The 20,218-nt window shown below is 41.8% G+C and carries 11 protein-coding genes; 2 read left to right on the plus strand and 9 right to left on the minus strand.

Annotation, left to right across the window (positions count from 1 at the left end; genetic code table 11):
* Positions 1-33: 33 nt before the first annotated feature.
* Positions 34-1,521, plus strand: a complete 1,488-nt coding sequence (locus FMM05_RS01850) for an ATP-binding cassette domain-containing protein (protein ID WP_143371633.1) — start codon at positions 34-36, stop codon at positions 1,519-1,521.
* 79 nt (positions 1,522-1,600) lie between these two features.
* Here the strand turns inward: FMM05_RS01850 and FMM05_RS20915 are convergent, their stop codons facing one another.
* The 3 genes from FMM05_RS20915 to rpsA form a co-directional block, all read right to left on the minus strand.
* The gene (locus tag FMM05_RS20915; RefSeq protein WP_185965487.1) at positions 1,601-6,082 is read right to left on the minus strand and encodes a choice-of-anchor I family protein; all 4,482 of its coding nucleotides are present in this window, start codon (positions 6,080-6,082) and stop codon (positions 1,601-1,603) included.
* A 226-nt stretch (positions 6,083-6,308) separates the two neighbouring features.
* Positions 6,309-6,863 carry a fasciclin domain-containing protein gene (locus FMM05_RS01865; protein WP_143371634.1) on the minus strand — a complete coding sequence of 185 codons (555 nt, stop codon included), beginning with the start codon at positions 6,861-6,863 and terminating at the stop codon, positions 6,309-6,311.
* Positions 6,864-7,120: 257 nt separating this feature from the next.
* Complete coding sequence (gene rpsA, locus FMM05_RS01870) at positions 7,121-8,905, minus strand: 30S ribosomal protein S1 (protein WP_143371635.1); 1,785 nt, start codon at positions 8,903-8,905, stop codon at positions 7,121-7,123.
* Between the two features lie 328 nt (positions 8,906-9,233).
* Between rpsA and FMM05_RS01875 the strand changes: the two genes are divergently transcribed.
* A complete protein-coding gene (locus tag FMM05_RS01875; RefSeq protein WP_143371636.1) occupies positions 9,234-12,548 on the plus strand; it encodes a T9SS type B sorting domain-containing protein in 3,315 nt (1,104 codons plus the stop codon).
* 89 nt (positions 12,549-12,637) lie between these two features.
* Here FMM05_RS01875 and FMM05_RS01880 read toward each other — a convergent pair whose 3' ends face one another.
* From FMM05_RS01880 to FMM05_RS01905, 6 genes are all read right to left on the minus strand, one after another.
* A complete protein-coding gene (locus tag FMM05_RS01880) occupies positions 12,638-13,879 on the minus strand; it encodes a nucleoside permease (protein ID WP_143371637.1) in 1,242 nt (413 codons plus the stop codon).
* Between the two features lie 68 nt (positions 13,880-13,947).
* Positions 13,948-14,649, minus strand: coding sequence for a (d)CMP kinase (gene cmk / locus FMM05_RS01885; protein ID WP_143371638.1), 702 nt, complete (start codon positions 14,647-14,649; stop codon positions 13,948-13,950).
* 1 nt (position 14,650) lies between these two features.
* On the minus strand, positions 14,651-15,670 hold the full coding sequence (porQ, locus tag FMM05_RS01890) for a type IX secretion system protein PorQ (RefSeq protein ID WP_143371639.1): 1,020 nt from the start codon (positions 15,668-15,670) through the stop codon (positions 14,651-14,653).
* Between the two features lie 116 nt (positions 15,671-15,786).
* Positions 15,787-18,237 (minus strand): endopeptidase La, encoded by a 2,451-nt coding sequence (gene lon, locus FMM05_RS01895; RefSeq protein WP_143371640.1) that lies wholly within the window; start codon positions 18,235-18,237, stop codon positions 15,787-15,789.
* Positions 18,238-18,550: 313 nt separating this feature from the next.
* Complete coding sequence (gene prfA / locus FMM05_RS01900) at positions 18,551-19,624, minus strand: peptide chain release factor 1 (RefSeq protein ID WP_143371641.1); 1,074 nt, start codon at positions 19,622-19,624, stop codon at positions 18,551-18,553.
* A gap of 84 nt (positions 19,625-19,708) precedes the next feature.
* Positions 19,709-20,083 carry a Fur family transcriptional regulator gene (locus FMM05_RS01905; protein WP_143371642.1) on the minus strand — a complete coding sequence of 125 codons (375 nt, stop codon included), beginning with the start codon at positions 20,081-20,083 and terminating at the stop codon, positions 19,709-19,711.
* Positions 20,084-20,218 lie beyond the last annotated feature (135 nt).

A 20,218-nucleotide genomic window follows, 5' to 3' on the forward strand; every position in this document is an offset into this window, starting at 1 on the left:
ACCTGCCCATCCTACAAAAAACTGACACGCCTAATGAAAGAAATCCTACTGCAATTTAGTAACGTTACCATAAAAAATAATGCAACCGTAGTATTTTCAAACCTCAACTTTACCCTTAAAAAAGGAGAATATTGGGCAATTGTAGGTAAAAGCGGAAGCGGCAAAACAACACTATTGGAAGCCCTTGCCGGGAAAAAACACATAAGCGGCGTCACGGTGGCCTACACCTACTTCGATTCAATTATACAAGGTAGCGCCGAACATAATAGCCGTAATAATTTAATAGCCTTGGTAAGCAGTACGCAGCAGTTTAAAAACCGCAGCAACACCACCGACCTTTACTATCAACAACGTTTCAACTCGTCTGACTCGGAGGATGCGCAAACGGTCAGGGAATATTTGTTGAGTGATACAACTGCATCTCACGGATATTGGACGATCGAAAAAATTATAGCCCGGCTTAACCTGAGTACATTAGCCGATAAAGAAATCATCAAGCTTTCTAACGGCGAAACCCGCCGACTAATGCTCGCCAAAGCACTGGTTAAAAATCCGGTTTTATTACTGTTGGATGCGCCATTAGTGGGCTTAGATACCACAAACCGCGCCGACTTTAACCTGCTCTTAAAGGAAATTACAGCATCGGGTATTACGGTTGTAATAACAGTTTCTACCAATAAAATTCCAAATACTATAACGCATATTGCAGTTTTAGATGATTGTAAAATAGTTTCTCAACAGCCTATTGAAAAATTTAGAACTAACGATATTTCCGTTTCAGGGGGAATGGATATTAATGTTGAGTTTCTAAAACAATTGCTTTCTAAAAATCCCATGCCGCAATATAATACTATTATTAAAATGCAGGATGTGGCTATTAAATATGGCGATAAAACCATTTTAGACACCATTAACTGGGAGGTAAAACAAGGCGAGCGCTGGGCGTTATCCGGACATAATGGTGCCGGTAAATCTACCCTGCTGAGCCTGGTTAACGGCGATAACCCGCAGGCGTATGCCAACAACATTGTTTTGTTTGATAAGCAGCGTGGCAGCGGCGAAAGCATTTGGGATATTAAAAAGAAAATAGGGTTTGTATCTCCGGAACTTTTCCAGTACTTTCCGGCAAGGTCGGGTTGTTTAGAAGTAATCGAATCCGGGTTGTATGATACAATAGGGTTGTTCAGGACACCATCGCCTAAAAACCGTAAACTCATACTGCAATGGATGCAGCTTTTAGGGATAGAAGAGTACAGCAATAAATTGTTTAGTAATGCATCTGCCAGTATACAGCGTTTGTGCCTGCTGGCAAGGGCGTTGATTAAGAATCCGCCTTTATTAATTTTTGACGAACCCTGCCAGGGTATGGATGCCGAACAGCGCGACCATTTTAAATTCTTAACCGATACCATTTGTAAAAACAGCAATGTCACACTCATTTATGTGAGTCACTATCCTGAGGATATCCCGCAAAGTGTAACGCATTTTTTAAAGCTGGAAAATGGCAGGATGGTAAACTAAACCTGCTTAAAATAAAAAATCCTGCCCTTGCGGGCAGGATCTCCTCCAAATGGAAAAAATTAAAAAACACGAAACTAATCTACTTAACAATTAGTTTTTTTACGATACCCTCGGATGTTTTTACAAGGTAAATTCCTGTTGCCATTGCCGACGTATCTATAGTAAGAGCTTGTTTAGCCGAATGTATCAGTTTACCACTGTAATCGTACACCTCAATATCGGCAGCACGGTTAAAGTAAGCCACACCGTTTACCGATGGGTTAGGGAACACAACAAACGTTCTTGGCTCAGTAGTAAAGTCGCCTGTGCTAAGATTTGTAGTGTTTACTTCAAATACCGTAAGCGTACCGCTAATTTCGTTAGCAATTACAATATATGGTTTGTTGTTAGGGCTGCTTGCAGCATCTATAAATGTAATGCCTTCCGGGCCGTGGTCGCCTGTGTAAGCCGATACACTCCTGCTGTTTTTATAATCTACAAATTCAACATTGTTAGGATCGGTTACATCATATACCATAACACCACCTACCCTTTCAAGGCTTACAAAAGCAAAGGTCCTTCCCATTATCTGGGCTACGGTCACACCTTCGGCCTCAGGGCCTTTAGCGCGGCTACGGCTTTTAAAGCTGTTATCTTCATGGTCTGAGTTAAACAGCGGGCTTATAGATGGCGCAGAAGCGGTATACATTTCAAAATCATCACCACTATCATAAACTATTGCCTTAGTATCGGCATTGAATATTGAGAATGAACGCGACCCAAGAGCATAAATCTCGTTGTAAGCAGTACCTGCATCGTTAATTCCGTCAAGGTTGGTTACACGAAGCCTGCCCGCGTTGAATGATTTTTTAAGCACTGCCGCCTGAGGGAACAAAGTAGCATCAAGGTTGTAAGAATCTGCGCCAATAGTAGTCCTTTCTACAAAAGTACCATACTCTTTCTCATCACCTTCATTAGCTGTAACTATATAGTTGGTTCCGCCTACGTTAAAGTTAGCAGCGCCATCTGGGATATAGTATGCCTGTACCGGCCAGTTGGCAATAAGTATTTCGCCATTGTTATCAGATACATCAAAACCATTACCCGGCTGGCTCATATCTTTAGTACCAAGCGCCCATACATTTGTAATAGCGGCAGTTGCAAGGTTAATCTCGGCAATAGCATTATTTTCCTGTAAAGTTACCCACGCCTTTTGAGAATCAGCGCTTGTTGTAATGTACTCCGGCTCAAAATCCTGAGACATTGTACTTGTAAGTTTCAGTTTCCTTACGCCTGATGCAAGAAGTGCAGCTTCGGCCGAAGGTGAATTGTAAGCATCAAACAATAACGTAGTAACATCATCATTGGTAAGGTTTGCTACACCACCTGTAATATCAATAATACTAACCGAACCTTCCGGATCTACAGTATATGCTGTGTTCGGCTGGCCTTCATTTGCGGTAAGCACCTTAGTACCATCCGGCGTGAAAGAGATATTATCCGGTAATGCACCCACAGTAACCTGGCTAAGCGGCTCACCACCTGCTGTACTAAAAAATACAACTTTACCATCTAACTGCTCGTTCGCATTTGGCGAAGCCACAGCCACAACACCGTTTTTAACGGCTACACTTGTTACACCACCATAAGGGGTCATGTCTATAGAATCTATAGTTTCCGGGGCTTCAGGGTTACTGAAGTCGATTATATCAAGCCTGCCTTCTACTGCACTTGTTGCGAAAAGCCTTTTGCTTTCAGCATCAAATACTACAATTTCGCAAGTACTTTCGTTACTGCCCGATGGGTCAAAGCTTGTAACATAATCAAGCTGGATGTTTTGGTTAGGCACGGGAGCAAGGCGGTCGTTATCTTTAATATAGATGGTAGCAAGGGTTTCGCCTTCAATAGCAACACCTACAGGGTTTTCAAGGCTTAATACAAAATACTCGGCATGTTGCTCTTCTAACGTATCATCAATAATAGGAATGTTGATGGTTTGCGTTAAGCTGCTGCTTCCTGTAAAGGTAAGCGTTTGTGTAGCAAGGGTAAAGTCGGCACTATCAGCAGTGCTGAAAGGCGCACCTTTAACCACAAGGTCTACCGATCCGGCAGCTGGGCTTGCAAGGTTAATTACAAAGCTAAGCATGCCTGCATTTTCGTTAACTACTACAAAATCATCAGCAAAAGACACTGTAGATGTATAGTTAAAACTGAACGTGTAAGCACAAGCCATAGTAAGGCCGTCTTCGTCGGTTATATTATTCACAGTAAGCTCATAAGCTGTACCTGCTGCAAATGGAGTGTTATAAGTAAGTGTAACTGAGTTACCTGCTACAGCAGCAGTAGCTAAACCGGCAATACCAGTGTAGTTAGCCACAGTTGCAGCCGAAGCAGTATTAAGTTCGTTATTAAACACCAATTGTATAGTAGTATTGTTTACCACGGTAGCTGTTTGCACGTTAGGCGAACTTGGAAACGCCCAAGCTGGCCATGTTTGCGGCGCAGTAGCACCGGCAACGCCTGTCCAGTTAGCAGGGTTTAGTATAGCGGCTTTCAGCTGGGCAGGTGTACCGGTTTGTGTTCCGTTATAAAATGCGTTAACCGTGTTACCATCCACACTACCCGGGGCAGTGCTAAGGTTAGCGGCACTTGTACCATCGGTAAGTGCAGCAGGCTTCATAGAGATGCTTCCACCACACTCGGTATTGGCAGCAGCCCATCCATTAGATGTTAGTGCTGTAATATAGTTAGGTGCAGCAGCGGTACCTGTATAAACAATTACCTGGTCGCCACCGGAGCTAAGGCCAAAGCCAGAACCTGTAACCGTACCTGTATTTGCAACAAGCGCACTGGTTTGTATTGATATAACCGATCCTGCCGGTACACAACTTGTAGCTGTCCATACTATACCGCCTGCACACTGTGCCTGGGCATTAGTGGTGTATTTGGCATCGGTAAGGTTAATGAAAGTACCCGGTGCAATATCTACAAAAGTTACAAGAGCCACCTCATCTTCGGTAGATGTAGCGTTCATCCTGTAAGCTGTAAAAGCCATATCGCCTGCCGTAAAAGCAGTTTGTACTGTTATAGTTGTAAACGTAGCCGATTGTAAAGCCTCTACAGTATTACCGCTAAGGTCTTCTACACTGTTTGCAAGTAGCGCAACATAATATGTTTGGCCGTTTAACAATGCAGTTGTTGGTGTGATGGTAATAGTGTTTGCAGCAAAAGCAGCATCAAACGGTACCACAGCACCTGTAGCGTTGTTAAGGCGAAGCTCTACCAATGCATCAACATTCGTATTTGTGATGGCAGTACCGTCTGCCAGCCTGATATCTTCGTTAAAAAGTATTGTAGGGTGTGTTGAAATTGGTAAATTTGTAGCGGCATTTGCCGGTGCAAAAGTAACAACAGGGGCAGTAGTATCCTGAGTACCTTCCATGGGGGTGGCGGTAACAGTAAAGTTATCAAACCTGTTGTTACCCACAGCGCCTCCCGGGCCCTGCTCAAATTCTACCTTTATTTTAAAATTCGCATTATCATCTGCCCCGGCTATAGCCGAAAAATCAAGTGTTGCCAAAGCCGGGTCGCCGTCTATTGGGTTAATGCTTGTAAATGATGTATAGGTTGTACCATCTGTACTGTATGACCACAATTGCGTACCTGCACCCGAACCCGAGCGCTTGGTAGCAAACTTAACAATTGGGTTCTCATAACCTGTTGTTGGTATAGCATAAACAAGTGCGCCACCTATAGGAGTATTAAACCTAAGGTGTGTACCTGCTGCATCGCCATTTTGTGCGTTAAGGTTTAACGTTGCAAAATTTTGACCTGTACCGCCTGCAAAGTCTATTTCGCTGGCACCTCCGGCAACAGCAGTAAGCATAGGCACACCAACTATAGATTGTGATACTGCTGTTATAGCCGCCACAGATGTGTTATTATTAAAGTTCCAGTAATGTATAACCGTTGGCGCAGCCATTGGGCTCGCCGTTAGTGTAAAGTTATCAAAACGGTTATTACCTACTACACCGCCTGTTCCCTGTGCAAATTCTACTTTAAGCTTAAGGTTAGGGTTGTTGTCTGATGCCTGGATAGCCGAAAGATCTAACGTAGCAAGTGCCGGGTCGCCATCTATAGGGTTGATGGTTGTAAGAGCCGTATAAGTAGTACCATCTGTAGAATATGACCATAATTGGCTACCTGCACCCGAACCCGAACGTTTGGTTGCAAATTTTACAATAGCATCCTGGTAACCGGTTGTAGGAAGTGCAAAAACAAGCGCTCCGCCAATAGGGTTGTTAAATCGTAAATGCGTACCGGCAACATCGGTGCCTTGTGCATTAAGGTTAAGGGTGGCGAAGTTTTGCCCGGTTCCGCCGGCAAAATCAATTTCGCTGGTACCTCCGGCAACGGCCGTAAGTGAAGCACCGGTTACAACCGACTGCGATGTTGCCGTAATAGTGGCCACCGAGGTGTTGTCGTTAAAATTCCAGTAATGCAACACGGTTTGAGCACCGGCCACATTTGCCATCATACTGCAAAGCAGCAATAACAGGATTTTTTTGTAGTTGTTTAGCATTATTTACACTTTGATTAATATGCTGCAAAATTGAACGTTGCATGTTATTTAACCTTTAAGTAAAAAACAATGCTATATCATTATAGTATTACCAATGTTTTGCAAACATCAACCCAAAAACTGTTTTAAGCCGCTCACCTTAACAATTTAATAAATATGCATACATATAAAAAAAAGGCCTGCTGTATATACAGCAGGCCTAACAACAAATAATTACCAGTAAAAACTACTTATGCATAAGCACAGTATCTATAACATGTATAACACCATTGCTTTGGTTAACATCTGCAATTGTAATTTTAGCTTTACCGCCTTTTTCATCTATTACCCATACATCTTTGCCATCCATTTTAAAGGTTAACTTACCGCCCTGCACTGTTGTAGCAGTATAAGTGCCGTTGCCTTTTTTAATACCGGCCACAACATCGGCAGCGCTCCATTTACCGGCCACAACATGGTAGGTAAGTACACCTTGAAGCATTGCTTTATTTTCCGGTTTAAGAAGTGTTTCTACAGTTCCTTTAGGCAGTTTATCAAAAGCAGCATTGGTTGGTGCAAAAACCGTAAACGGCCCTTTGCCTTGTAATGTCTCTACAAGTCCGGCTGCTTTAACAGCTGCAACAAGTGTAGTATGGTCTTTAGAGTTAACGGCGTTCTCTATAATGTTTTTGTTTGGGTACATGGCCGCGCCACCTACCATTTTAGTTTGGGCAACAGTTGCTACTGATGTAAACATTGTAAAAGCAACAAGTGCTACCGATAAAATTTTTGAAACTTTCATGATTGGTTTATTTTAAGTTATAGTAGCAGATACGCCATATAACTAATCATGGTTTTTTAGTTTATAAAAATTTTAGAAAATATTAACGTATGAAATTGTGGATTTGGCAATATTTACTACTGTTATTTACCAATAATAATGCATAAATATTTATTAGATTGCCGCGGTCGTGCCTCCCTCGCAATGACAGACACAAGCACATAAAAAAAACCTCCTGATTACTCAGGAGGTTTCTATATTTAAAATGGAGTTGAGAATTATTTGTTCTCGCCTTTTTCCATTCTTTCTTTAAGTTCTGCCAATACATCAAGATCACCAAGAGTGGTTTTCTCTGCATTGTTAGAAGAAGAATTGTTAGAATTAGAGTTGTTAAACTCATTGTTCCTTACATTTTTCTCTTCTTCATCTTTAAATGTAGCAGTGTGAGAAGCTACAACGCGTTTGAATTCTTTGTTGAACTCAATAACTTTGAAATCAGCAGATTCGCCTTTTTTAAGTTTTTTGCCGTCTTCTTTCTCTAAGTGCCTTGTAGGGATAAACGCAACGATATCGTCACCAAATTCTACAGTAGCGCCTTTGTCTACAATTTCAGATATCTCACCTGTATGTACAGTACCTACAGCAAAGCTATCTTCATATTTATCCCATGGGTTAGCAGTAGTTTGCTTGTGGCCAAGAGATAGTTTACGACCATCAACATCAAGTTCAAGAACTACAACGTCTAATTTATCGCCAACGTTTACAAACTCACTTGGGTGTTTAATTTTCTTAGTCCAAGATAGGTCAGAGATGTAAATTAATCCATCAATACCTTCTTCAAGTTCTACGAAAATACCAAAGTTTGTAAAGTTTCTAACGATACCTGTGTGGCGAGAGCCAACTGGGTATTTAGAAGTAATGTCAGTCCAAGGGTCCTGAGAAAGTTGTTTGATACCAAGAGACATTTTACGGTCTTCCCTATCTAATGTAAGGATAACAGCTTCTACCTCATCACCAACTTTAACGAAATCCTGAGCAGAACGTAAGTGTGTAGACCAAGACATTTCAGAAACGTGGATTAATCCTTCAACACCTTCAGCAACTTCGATAAACGCACCGTAGTCAGCAATAACTACTACTTTACCTTTAACTTTATCGCCTACTGCAAGTTTAGCATCAAGTGCATCCCAAGGGTGAGCGTTTAATTGCTTAAGACCAAGTTGAATACGTGTTTTCTCGTCATCAAAGTCAAGAATAACAACGTTAAGTTTCTGGTCAAGTTCAAGAACTTCACTTGGGTGGTTAATACGGCTCCAAGAAAGGTCTGTAATGTGGATAAGTCCATCAACACCACCAAGGTCGATAAATACACCGTAAGAAGTAATGTTTTTAACAACACCTTCAAGTACCTGGCCTTTTTCAAGCTGGCCGATGATCTCTTTTTTCTGAACCTCAATATCTGCTTCAATAAGAGCTTTGTGCGATACAACAACGTTTTTAAATTCGTGGTTAATTTTCACAACTTTAAACTCCATAGTTTTGTTAACATACTGATCGTAATCCCTGATTGGTTTTACGTCTATCTGAGAACCCGGTAAGAATGCTTCGATGCCAAAAACATCTACGATCATACCACCTTTAGTTCTGCACTTAACGAAACCGTTAACAATTTCGCCAGTTTCATTTGCGTTAATAACCCTGTCCCAAGCTTTAATTGTACGTGCTTTTCTGTGAGAAAGAACAAGTTGTCCTGATTTATCTTCACGAACATCTATAAGTACCTCTACTTTATCTCCTACCTTTAGAGCAGGATTGTAACGAAACTCGTTAAGAGAGATAACACCTTCAGATTTTGCGTTGATATCAACAATTACATCCCTGTCAGTGATCCTTACAACAGTACCTTCTACTACCTCGTCACTGTCAGTTGAAATAAAAGTTTTTTCAACAAGACTTTCGAATTCCCTTAGGTTTTGTTCGTCTACCGGATCAATACCTTCTTCAAAGTTATGCCAGTTAAACTCCTGTAAAAATTCGTCGTTTGTTTTTGTTTGTTCAGACATGCTGATTATAAAATTTGTATCCTGTGCCCTACCCGGTTTCTTATGCGTGGTAAAACAGCAGAAGCGTTTTACATTTTTTGTTTAAGCCCTTTAATGAAACCCATGCGCTAAAAAGGTGTGCAAAAGTACTATATTTTTCTTGATTTCCAAACAATTACCACACGTTTTTAGAATCACTTTATATTTTAATCTCAAATAATTGAAAATTTGTTAAATATCGCATTTTCAAATCGAAAAGATTTTAACATTAGTTATAAGATAAATAATTTTATATACCTTAGGCACTGGAAAAAACTTGAAATTAAGTGGGGAAAACTTAATTTTTGTTATGAAATATCTTAATAATAAAACATTTGCCCATGATGCAATTTTAGGGCTGCACCGTTCTATATTCATCCTCATTTTCCTGCTCAGCGGCACTGCGCTATGGGCACAGGCGCTTACGCTTACTGTTAACGCTACTAATCAAACCTGCCCAGGTAATGGCTCGCTTGCTTTTGTAGTACAAAATGCTCAGCCTAATGTACCTGTTATTTTTACTGTTTATAATTTACCTGATACCACCAATCCTATATATGTAGGGCCAAATACATCTTTACCCGGCCAGTCTGCCGGTAATTATAAGGTAGTAGCAACACAACAAGGACAGCCTCCCTCCGAAGCTAATGCAACCATAGGCAGTAACCTTACTCCTTTAACTTATACAATTGAAGGTACCAGTGCCAATTGCGGTAACGATGGTATTTTTACTATAAATGTGACATCGGGCAATGCCGTAAGCTATCAAATAAGCTCTGGCCCGGTAACGGTAGCCCCGCAGCCTTCAAATGTTTTTAATAATCTTCCGGCAGGATCTTACACCATTAAGGTTACCGATAATTGTGGCACATCCGTAGTTATAGCACAAACCCTTTTCTCAAACTCGCCCGTATTGGCAATATCACCACCACAGTTTCCTGATATTGCATTGCCCGACTGCGATCATATAACTATCTCAAACAGTATTACGCACAGTAATGATTTGCCTATAAATTACCCTTTAACAATAGCTATTACAGTATATCCTCCGGGTGGTGGTACACCGGTAATCTTTAACCAAACCGTTACCGCGGGTGATCCTGATACCCAGGCTATACAACAAATTATACCTTTTTATTACGATACTGATTATTACTACGATATTACAGTTACCGACCCCTGCGGCACCCCCTATTCTTTAACCAATAATCTTGTACGTCAGCAAATGTTTGCTTTAGGCACACTGGCCGATGCCGGTTGCGGGCAAAAACTCATTGTGGTTATACCTACAAAATATGTGGGGCCCTATACAATTACATTTGTAAACCCGCCTGCAGGTTTTGATCCCGTTGCTTTTAACGAAAATTATCCAGGGCCATTTTATGGCGAAACAACCGTTTTTGGCGAGGATGGCAATGCACCTCCTGTTGGCATTTATGAATTTTACATTGAAGATGCCTGCGGAAGGACATCAAGTCCTCACGGCCTTATAGAAATTGTTGCCCCGGATGTAGAACCTATAGGCAATGCTATAAATCTTGATTGTGAAGATAACCTGGGAGAACTTACTATAGAAGTACCTTCATACATTTTAGAATCGGTTGTAATTACAACAGCACCCGCTGAATATTTTGACCTTTACCCTGGCCAAAACGATATTTCAGGCAATATTATTGACGATGGCACCTTAGAGATGGGTGGCCTGCCACCGGGTGAATATCATTTTACAGTACAGGATACCTGCGGTACGGTATACACCCCAGATCTTATAGTACAGGTACCCAATTATACTACTGGACAACCCTCACTGGTTAGCAGGCCGGATTGTGTATCGGGACTCGGAACACTATCTATAGGGCATGCATCGGCAATATCATCGGTAATAATGACAATTGCACCACCAGGTTTTGATCAAACATTACTACCTTATGATGTTTCATCTAACATAAATTCAAACGGCGATTTTTACATGGCAGGTATGCTGCCCGGCAACTACAACTTTACCATCGTTACAAATTGCCAAACATTTACAAAGCCCGTCGGGATCCTGGGATATTCGGTCACATCCAACAATGTGACCCATATACCGCTATGCGGTACTTTTAATGTAGATGTGCAGCATACAGCAAATAGTATAGCGGGAGTATCATATTGGCTGCAAAAAGAAATTGATGCCACTAATGATATATGGGGCCATCCTGTTACCGGAGAGTTATTTACAGGCATATATAATGCTGCCAGCGCTCAGGCTCTTATCCTGGGTCTAAACGATAACCTTCCTCTTTATGATACTGGCCACTACCGCGTTATGAAAACCTACCGGGCTTTTTTAAACGGCAGCGAAGGTGGCAATGATAAAACTTGCGCAGAGCAGCTTTACGACTTTAATTACTACAACACCTTAGTTATTTTAGGAGCCGAAAGCCTTACCTGCTCGGGCACAATGGCCGATGTGCAAATTAATGCTGAAGGTGTTACACCACTAACATTTACAATTACCGAGAAAAACGGAATGCCTTTTACCATTAATAACGGCAGCAACAACGTTTTTACTAATCTTGATAATGCAACGTATACGGTATATGTATCTGACCCGTGTGGTAACAGCGAGCCGCTTACCTTTAATATTGCCGACCTTCCTTCTTTAGTGAGTGCCTCTATCCCGCCTGACCTGTACGCCTGTGCCGGCGATGGTAGCGGTACCGGAGTATTTGACCTTACCCAACAAGATGCTGCTGTACTTAATGTTCAGGATCCTTCTTTATACACCGTTACGTATCACAGCTCGTTAAACGACGCCACAACCGGGGCAAACCCGCTACCGCTAATTTTAACAACGGCATCAACAATGGTATATGCACGTGTACAATATGTTGCTAACCCCAGCTGTGTTGCCACGAGTGCCTTTTATATAGAAGTTAAAAATTTAATTACCTTATCAATGCAGGACGAATACAGAGCATGTGAAGGTGAAAATATTACCATAACCGCCGACCCGGGATATACAAGTTATGTATGGTCTACAGGGCAAACAGGCCAGTCTATAAGTGTTACCCAGCCTGGTGCATACACTGTTACAGTGTCCGATGCATTTCAATGTCCGGCCACTAAAACAGTAAATGTATTTGTAGGGGCAGCACCGGTTATAAGCTCTATTGAAGTGGTTGACTGGACCGATCATAACAACATTATTACTGTTATTATGGAACAGAATAGCAACGCATCGATACAAAATTTTGAATATTCTATAAATGGTATAGATTGGCAGCAAAGTAATGTATTTACCGGCCTTGATCCTGGGAAATACGAAGTATACGTGCGCGATGCCAACGATTGTGGCAATGATGGCGGCATTGTTTACCTGCTTAGTTACCCTAAGTATTTTACACCAAATGGCGACGGTGAAAACGAAACCTGGCGCATTAAATTTTCTACTGCGGCTGAGCCGGGGCTCATTGTATACATTTACGATCGTTATGGCAAGCTTTTAACGGGCTTCGGCGCTAACGACGTAGGATGGGACGGAACGTACAACGGCGCGGTAATGCCTTCAACAGATTATTGGTTTGTGGTAAAACGCCAAAATGGTAAGGAATGCCGTGGGCATTTTGCAATGATTCGTTAAACGGACTATTAGATGATAGATGGCAGATAAGACTTTAGGATACCACATAATTTATGATTTTCAGTCTATTATCTATTATCTCTCGTCTTTCATCTAATTTTCAATTTCCATCTTTCCCTAAAGGCGATCGAGAAAATCAGTGCCAACACCAATGCATAGCCTGCAAAACATAACCAGATACCCTGCCAGTTAAGGCTGGCATCTTCATTGGTAAAAAACACCTGTATAACTATACCGCTGGCAAAACTACCTATTAATGCCCCAAAGCCATTTACCATCATGGTAAACAATCCCTGGGCGCTGCCACGCATTTGCGGACTGATGTTGGTTTCGATAAATAACGATCCGGATATGCTAAAAAAGTCGAAAGCCATGCCATATACAACACAGGACAACACAATCATCCACAAGCCATCAGCCGGGTTGCCATAGGCGAATAACCCAAAGCGTAATATCCACGCAAGCATACTGAAAAGCATTACCATTTTAATCCCGAAACGTTTAAGGAAAAACGGTATGGCCAGTATAAACAGGGTTTCTGATATTTGCGATACCGACATGATGATGGCCGGATATTTCACGGCTATAGTATCTTTATACGCCGGTATATTTTTAAAATCGTGCAAAAATGTATCGCCATACGCATTGGTTAACTGCAATGCTGCCCCTAATAACATTGAGAACACAAAGAACACCGCAAATTTTTTATCTTTTAAAAGGCTAAAAGCATTTAACCCCAGCGTTTCTGCCATTGTTTTGGTTTTGATACCTGCTGCCAATGGCGGGCATTTAGGTAACGAAAACGCATACAATCCTAATATAAGCGATGTAAAAGATGCTATGTAAAATTGGTTTGATGAAGTTTCGTTATGTGTAAGGCTAACCAGCCACAGCGCTGCTATAAACCCTATAGTGCCCCATATACGGATTGGCGGAAAATCTGACACTACATCTTTACCTGTGTTTTTAAGCGAAGTATAAGCCACCGTAACAGCCAGCGAGAGAGTAGGCATATAAAACATCATATTAACCAACATTATCCAAAAAAAGGCTGATGGGCTATTTACTTGTGGCAGTGTAAACAGCATTGCTGCCCCGCCTAAATGGCAAAATCCATATAGTTTTTCGGCATTTACCCAATGGTCTGATAATATACCCATAAGGGCCGGCATAAAAACTGCCGCAATACCCATTGTAGAAAAAATGACACCAAACTGTGATGCGCTCCATTCCCTGTTCTGAAACCAATAGGCCCCTATTGTGAGAAGCCATGAGCCCCAAATAAAAAACTGGAGAAAATTCATTACTGTAAGGCGTAATTTAATACCCATATGCCATAACGTTTAGGTTAGCAATGTATGCGTTACGGTAAATCTATCAATAAAATTTGGTTTGGCAATCAGGGGTAGGTAACAGCAAGTGCATTTTTAGCAAGTTCTAAAACTTTATCAAACTGCTGCTGTATAGTCAGGTCAGAGTTATCTATTTCGATAGCATCTGCCGCTTTAACAAGCGGAGAATCTTTACGATGGGTATCTATACGGTCGCGTTCCTGTACGTTGTACAAAACCTCATCAAAGGTCACGGTATTACCCTTTTGGGTAAGTTCTTCAAAACGGCGCTGTGCACGTGTTTCGGGGCTTGCTGTCATAAAAAGTTTCAGTTCAGCATTAGGAAATACCACGGTACCAATATCACGTCCATCCATAACCACTCCTTTATTTTCGCCCATATGCTGCTGTTGTTTTACCAGCATGGCACGTACTGCGCTAACTTCGGCCACAAGGCTTACAAGGTTAGATACAGGCAAGGTTCTTATTTTACCCTCAACATTTTCTTCGTTAAGGTACATCTCGGCATAGCCAAGGTCAGGGTTAAATAAAAACTGAAGGCTTATATCATCAAGGCAGTCGGTAAGGCCTTCGCTATTAAAAAATGCGGAATCTATAAAACCATTTTCCATAGCATAAAGGGTAACGGAGCGGTACATTGCCCCGGTATCTACATAAGCATAACCCAAATGGCGCGCAAGCTGCTTAGCAAGTGTGCTCTTACCTGTAGATGAAAAACCGTCTATAGCTATGGTAATTTTTTTATCCAAATTACTGTAAGTTAATGGTTAGCCCAAAAAGGCTGGTGTTGGCCGCAAGGGTATACCTTGAGTACGAATAATCAAAGCGTAATTTATTAAATCGTAACGACAAACCTGCCGATATTCCCGAAAAATTACGCTGGTCTACCACCCTAAGCTCTTCTCCCCTCCTGAAATTGTAGCCCGCCCTGATGTTAAAGCTCTTACCGGGGAAAAGTTCTGCCCCTAAAATAAGGTGGCGCAGGGCATTATTTACAAAGCCCACTTTTTCTTCGGTGGTGCCGCCCTCAATATCCTGTTCGGCACGGTTGGGATTAGAAAAGGCAATATTCCATTGCTGCAAATTCTCCAGCGTTATATGCCAGCGCACGGGCACATTCTCCACTTCCTGAGATATACCTGCTATAATTTCTAACGGAAGCGGTTCCTGCATACCTGCATAGGTAGTGATCTGTACACCAGCATTCCTTACCACAAGGGCTATATTAATATCATTATAATCATCTACATAAATAGCGCCTATATCTACCGCCGCACCAAAAGAGTTGTAGCTCTCCAACGTAGATGATATAAACTTACCGCTTGCACCTATATAAAAATCGCTATACGGTATATTATAGGCATAACCAAAAGAAAGCGCTATCTCGCTACCGGTAAAGTCGCCGGTAAGGAGGCCTGTTTCGTCACGGCCTTCAAAAGTACCATAGTTAACATAGCTTACCCCTGCATGAAAGGTTTGCACGTGCCTGTCCCACGTGTAGGCATAAGCACCAGTACCATAAGTTACCTCACCAAAATAGCTACCATAGTTTAAAGAAAGGTGGTTATCCATCTCAGGATTAATGCTCGCCGGGTTAAAAATACCCTGGTTAACATCATAATCACGATTGGTAATTACCTTACCACCAAGGGCTGCCTGGCGGGGCGATGTTACCAGGTTTAAAAACTGGTAGGTATACTTACCGCCAATCTGGCCAAAAGACATAGCAGTGGTTAGCAGTAAAAAGTAAAGATACCTGTTTTTAAACATTGTAGATTAGTGGCGATTTGTGCATATATAACGCGAATGCGAAGATATTATTTTTAAATAAAAAAACGGCTAAGAAATTTTAGCCGTTTTTGTACATATATTGAGTTTTTTCGCGATTATAGTGTCTTTGCATTTTTAGCATTCTGGTCGGTAATGGCATATTTAATAACTTCGCCCATTTCCCTAACATAATGAAAAGTAACACCTTCCAGGTATTCCTGCTTAATTTCCTCCACATCGCGCCTGTTTTCTTCGCAAAGTATGATCTCTTTAATGTTAGCCCTTTTTGCAGCCAGTATTTTTTCTTTAATACCACCTACAGGCAATACACGGCCCCTAAGGGTAATTTCGCCCGTCATGGCAAGATGCTTTTTAATTTTCTTTTGCGTGAATGATGACACTAAAGATGTTAGCATAGCAACACCCGCACTTGGCCCGTCTTTAGGTGTAGCACCTTCCGGAACGTGAATATGAACATTATATTTCTCTATAACTTCGGGTGCTATGCCCAGCTGTTCTGCATTCGCTTTAATATACTCTAAGGCAATAGTAGCCGACTCCTTCATTACCGTACCCAGGTTACCGGTCATGGTCATATTGCCTTTACCTTTACTCAGGATGCTCTCAATAAACAGGATATCGCCACCTACACTGGTCCAGGCAAGGCCCGTTACCACACCGGCAACATCGTTATTTTCGTACTTATCGCGTTCCATTTTTGGCGCGCCAAGTACTTTAAGCACATCTTCTTCGGTTACCTTAACGTTGTACTCTTCCTCCATTGCAATAGATTTTGCAACGTTACGCACTATTTTGGCAATTTGTTTTTCCAGCCCACGCACACCAGACTCACGAGTATAACCTGTAACAATCTTTTCAACCTGCTTTTTACCTATAACAACATCTTTCGGTGTAAGCCCATGCTCCTTAATTTGTTTAGGAACCAAGTGTTTTTTAGCGATCTCTACTTTTTCTTCGATAGTGTAGCCTGTCATGTTGATGATCTCCATCCTGTCGCGGAGTGCGGGCTGAATGGTAGACAAGTTATTTGATGTAGCAATGAACATAACCTTAGAAAGGTCGAAACCAAGTTCAAGGAAATTATCGTAAAATTCTGAGTTTTGCTCAGGGTCTAAAACCTCCAATAATGCCGATGAAGGGTCGCCCTGGTTGCTCACGCTCAATTTGTCTATCTCATCTAATACAAACACAGGGTTAGATGTACCTGCTTTTTTAAGGCTTTGGATGATCCTGCCCGGCATAGCGCCAATGTAGGTTTTACGGTGCCCGCGAATTTCGGCCTCATCGCGAAGTCCACCAAGCGAAATACGGATGTACTCCCTGCCCAAGGCCTCTGCAACCGATTTGCCTATAGAGGTTTTACCCACGCCCGGAGGCCCGTAAAGGCATAATATTGGCGATTTCATATCGTTACGCAGCTTAAGCACGGCAAGGTGTTCTATGATACGTTTTTTAACGTCTTCAAGGCCGTAATGGTCTTTATTTAATATCTTTTCGGCGCGTTTAAGGTCAAAATTATCTTTAGAGAACTCATTCCAGGGCAAATCGATCATTAACTCCAGGTAGTTGCGCTGCGTGCCGTAATCGGCGGCCTGCGGGTTCATGCGCTGTAGCTTGGCAAGTTCTTTATCAAAATGGCTTTTAGTTTTCTCGTTCCATTTTTTAACTTTTGCCTTTTGGCGAATCTCGTCTATCTCCTGGTCGTGCGATACACCACCCAGTTCTTCCTGAATGGTTTTCATTTGCTGGTGAAGGAAATACTCACGCTGCTGCTGATCAAGATCAAAACGAACTTTACTTTGTATATCGTTTTTAAGCTCCAGTTTTTGCAGCTCCAGGTTCATGTACCGCAGGGTTTCTAAAGCACGGTCCCTAAGGCTGCTAATAGCAAGCAGATCCTGCTTTTCCTTAACTGTAAGGTTCATGTTGCTGCTAACAAAATTTACCAGGAACGATTCACTTTCAATATTCTTGATAGCGAATGTAGCCTCGCTTGGAATGTTTGGGCTCTCTTTAATAATCTGAATAGCAAGATCCTTAATGGACTCTATAATAGTATGGAATTCAGCATCTTTTCCTTCCGGCCTTTGCTCTTTAAACTCTTTAACCGTAGCTTTAAGGTAAGGATCATCGGTAGTAACCTCAACAATTTCAAAACGCTTTTTACCCTGAATAATAACGGTAGTATTACCATCGGGCATTTTAAGCACGCGAAGTATGCGGGCCACGGTACCAACCAGGTTAATATCGTTAGCGCCCGGCTCTTCTACACTTTCATCTTTTTGGGCAACAACACCTATAATCTTATCGCCGCTATTAGCATCATTAATAAGTTTAATCGACTTATCCCTGCCTGCTGTAATGGGTATAACTACTCCCGGAAACAAAACCATGTTGCGCAATGGTAGTATGGGTAATGTATCGGGCAATACCTCGTTATTCATTTCTTCCTCATCCTCAGGGGTCATTAGCGGAATTAACTCTGCATCCGTATCCAGTTCCTGAAGTGACAAACTGTCAATATTTAAAATTCTTTGCTTAGCCATATCTTAGTAAAAGTCATTTTGTCATTAAACATAATTGTAAGAATAGGCTTTATGTAAGGTAAAACCTCATCAAACGTGCTGTATCACAGCGTATACAATTAGTCGTTACGCTCAGCAATACCACTCTATGACAATGATTGTGCCATAAAAATGGTTCGAACGCAGAGTTTGCCGAAGATATACATCAGCATCCACGCTCTTTAAAATTAGTAATCCAAATAAATCGATATATAGATATAAAATTACGTATAAACAATGAGCCCGGCTTTAAACCGGGCTCATTATAATATTACAAGTGTAAATAATCCAATAATTAATACACTTCGCTCTCTTTAAGTTTTTCAGTGTTATTTACAAGCTGAAGCTCTTCTACCACTTTAGTAATGTTACCGTTCATAACGCCATCAAGGTCATAAAGTGTAAGACCGATCCTATGATCGGTTACACGCCCCTGAGGGTAATTATAGGTGCGGATCTTAGCAGAACGGTCGCCGCTGCTTACCTGCGATGAACGCTTGGCTGCATCTTCTTCCTGCTTTTTGGCAAGCTCCATTTCATAAAGGCGTGAACGCAGTACCTGCGTAGCCTTATCTTTATTTTTATGCTGCGATTTTTCGTCCTGGCACTGTGCTACCAACCCTGTTGGTAAGTGCGTTAAGCGTACAGCCGATTTAGTTGTATTAACCGATTGCCCACCGGGACCAGATGAACAGAAGTAATCAATACGCACCTCGTTCATATCCAAGTGCACATCAAACTCTTCGGCTTCAGGCAATACCATAACCGTAGCGGCAGATGTGTGTACACGGCCCTGAGTCTCAGTTTGCGGCACACGCTGTACACGGTGTACACCGGCTTCAAACTTAAGGGTACCGTAAACATCTTCTCCGGTAACTTCAAAAATAACCTCTTTAAATCCACCCGATGTACCCTCGTTCATATCTACAACGCTGGTTCTCCAGCCTTTGCTTTCACAGTATTTGGTGTACATCCTGAAAAGGTCGCCTGCAAAAATACTGGCCTCATCGCCACCGGTACCGGCACGAATCTCTACCATTACGTTCTTAGCATCCTCAGGGTCTTTAGGTATAAGCATGAATTTTATTTCGTCTTCAAGCTCAGGCAGCCTTTGTTTAGCCTCATCAAGCTGCATTTTAGCCATATCTGTCATTTCAGGATCACTGCCATCGGCAATAATTTCCTGGGCCTCTTTAAGATTGCCGGTAACAATTAAATATTCGTCGCGCTTATCTACCAGCGCCTTAAGGTCTTTATACTCTTTATTTAACTGTACATAACGTTTTTGGTCGGAAATAATATCCGGCTGAATAACAAGGTCTGATACCTCATCAAAACGTTGCTTTATATACTGTAACCTGTCTAACATAGTCTCTTTCCTTTAATTGGAAGTGCAAAATTACGGATTTTTTTTGATTCTCAATACACTATACTAAATACAAAAACTGTACCGCTACGCGCAGTTTTTGCAGTAGCCGGTAATCCAGCTGCTGCTGCTTTGCAGCCTGTAGCCTTCGGGCAGCGTAAACGTAACCTGTTCCTGGAGGCATTCTACCGTTTCGCAGCCCAAACACCTAAAGTGAAAATGATCGTGCACATGGTTATGCTCCTCGCAGCTGTGGCACAATGCAAAGTAAAATTTACCGTCATCGGCTAGAATTTTATGGGTAACGCCGTCTTCGCAAAATCGGTTCAGCACCCTGTAGATAGTCACCCTATCCATAACGCCTTTAACTTCCGCCTCTATTCTTTCCTGGCTTAACGCCGAATTTGCCGTTTGCAGCAGCTCCATTATCATTTTTTTGGCGGGTGTGTTTCTCCTGTTCATTTATTAATGCAATTAAGTTGCAATAATACGAAATTTATTTATATTTGACAAATAATTATGGAACACGGATTGCGCGGATGCAAGCAGACGCGGATTTACACAGTTTTTAATCTTGTTGATTTGGATATTAAGAAG

Origin of the sequence: Flavobacterium zepuense, from assembly GCF_007097145.1 — a bacterium.
Lineage (GTDB): Bacteria > Bacteroidota > Bacteroidia > Flavobacteriales > Flavobacteriaceae > Flavobacterium > Flavobacterium zepuense.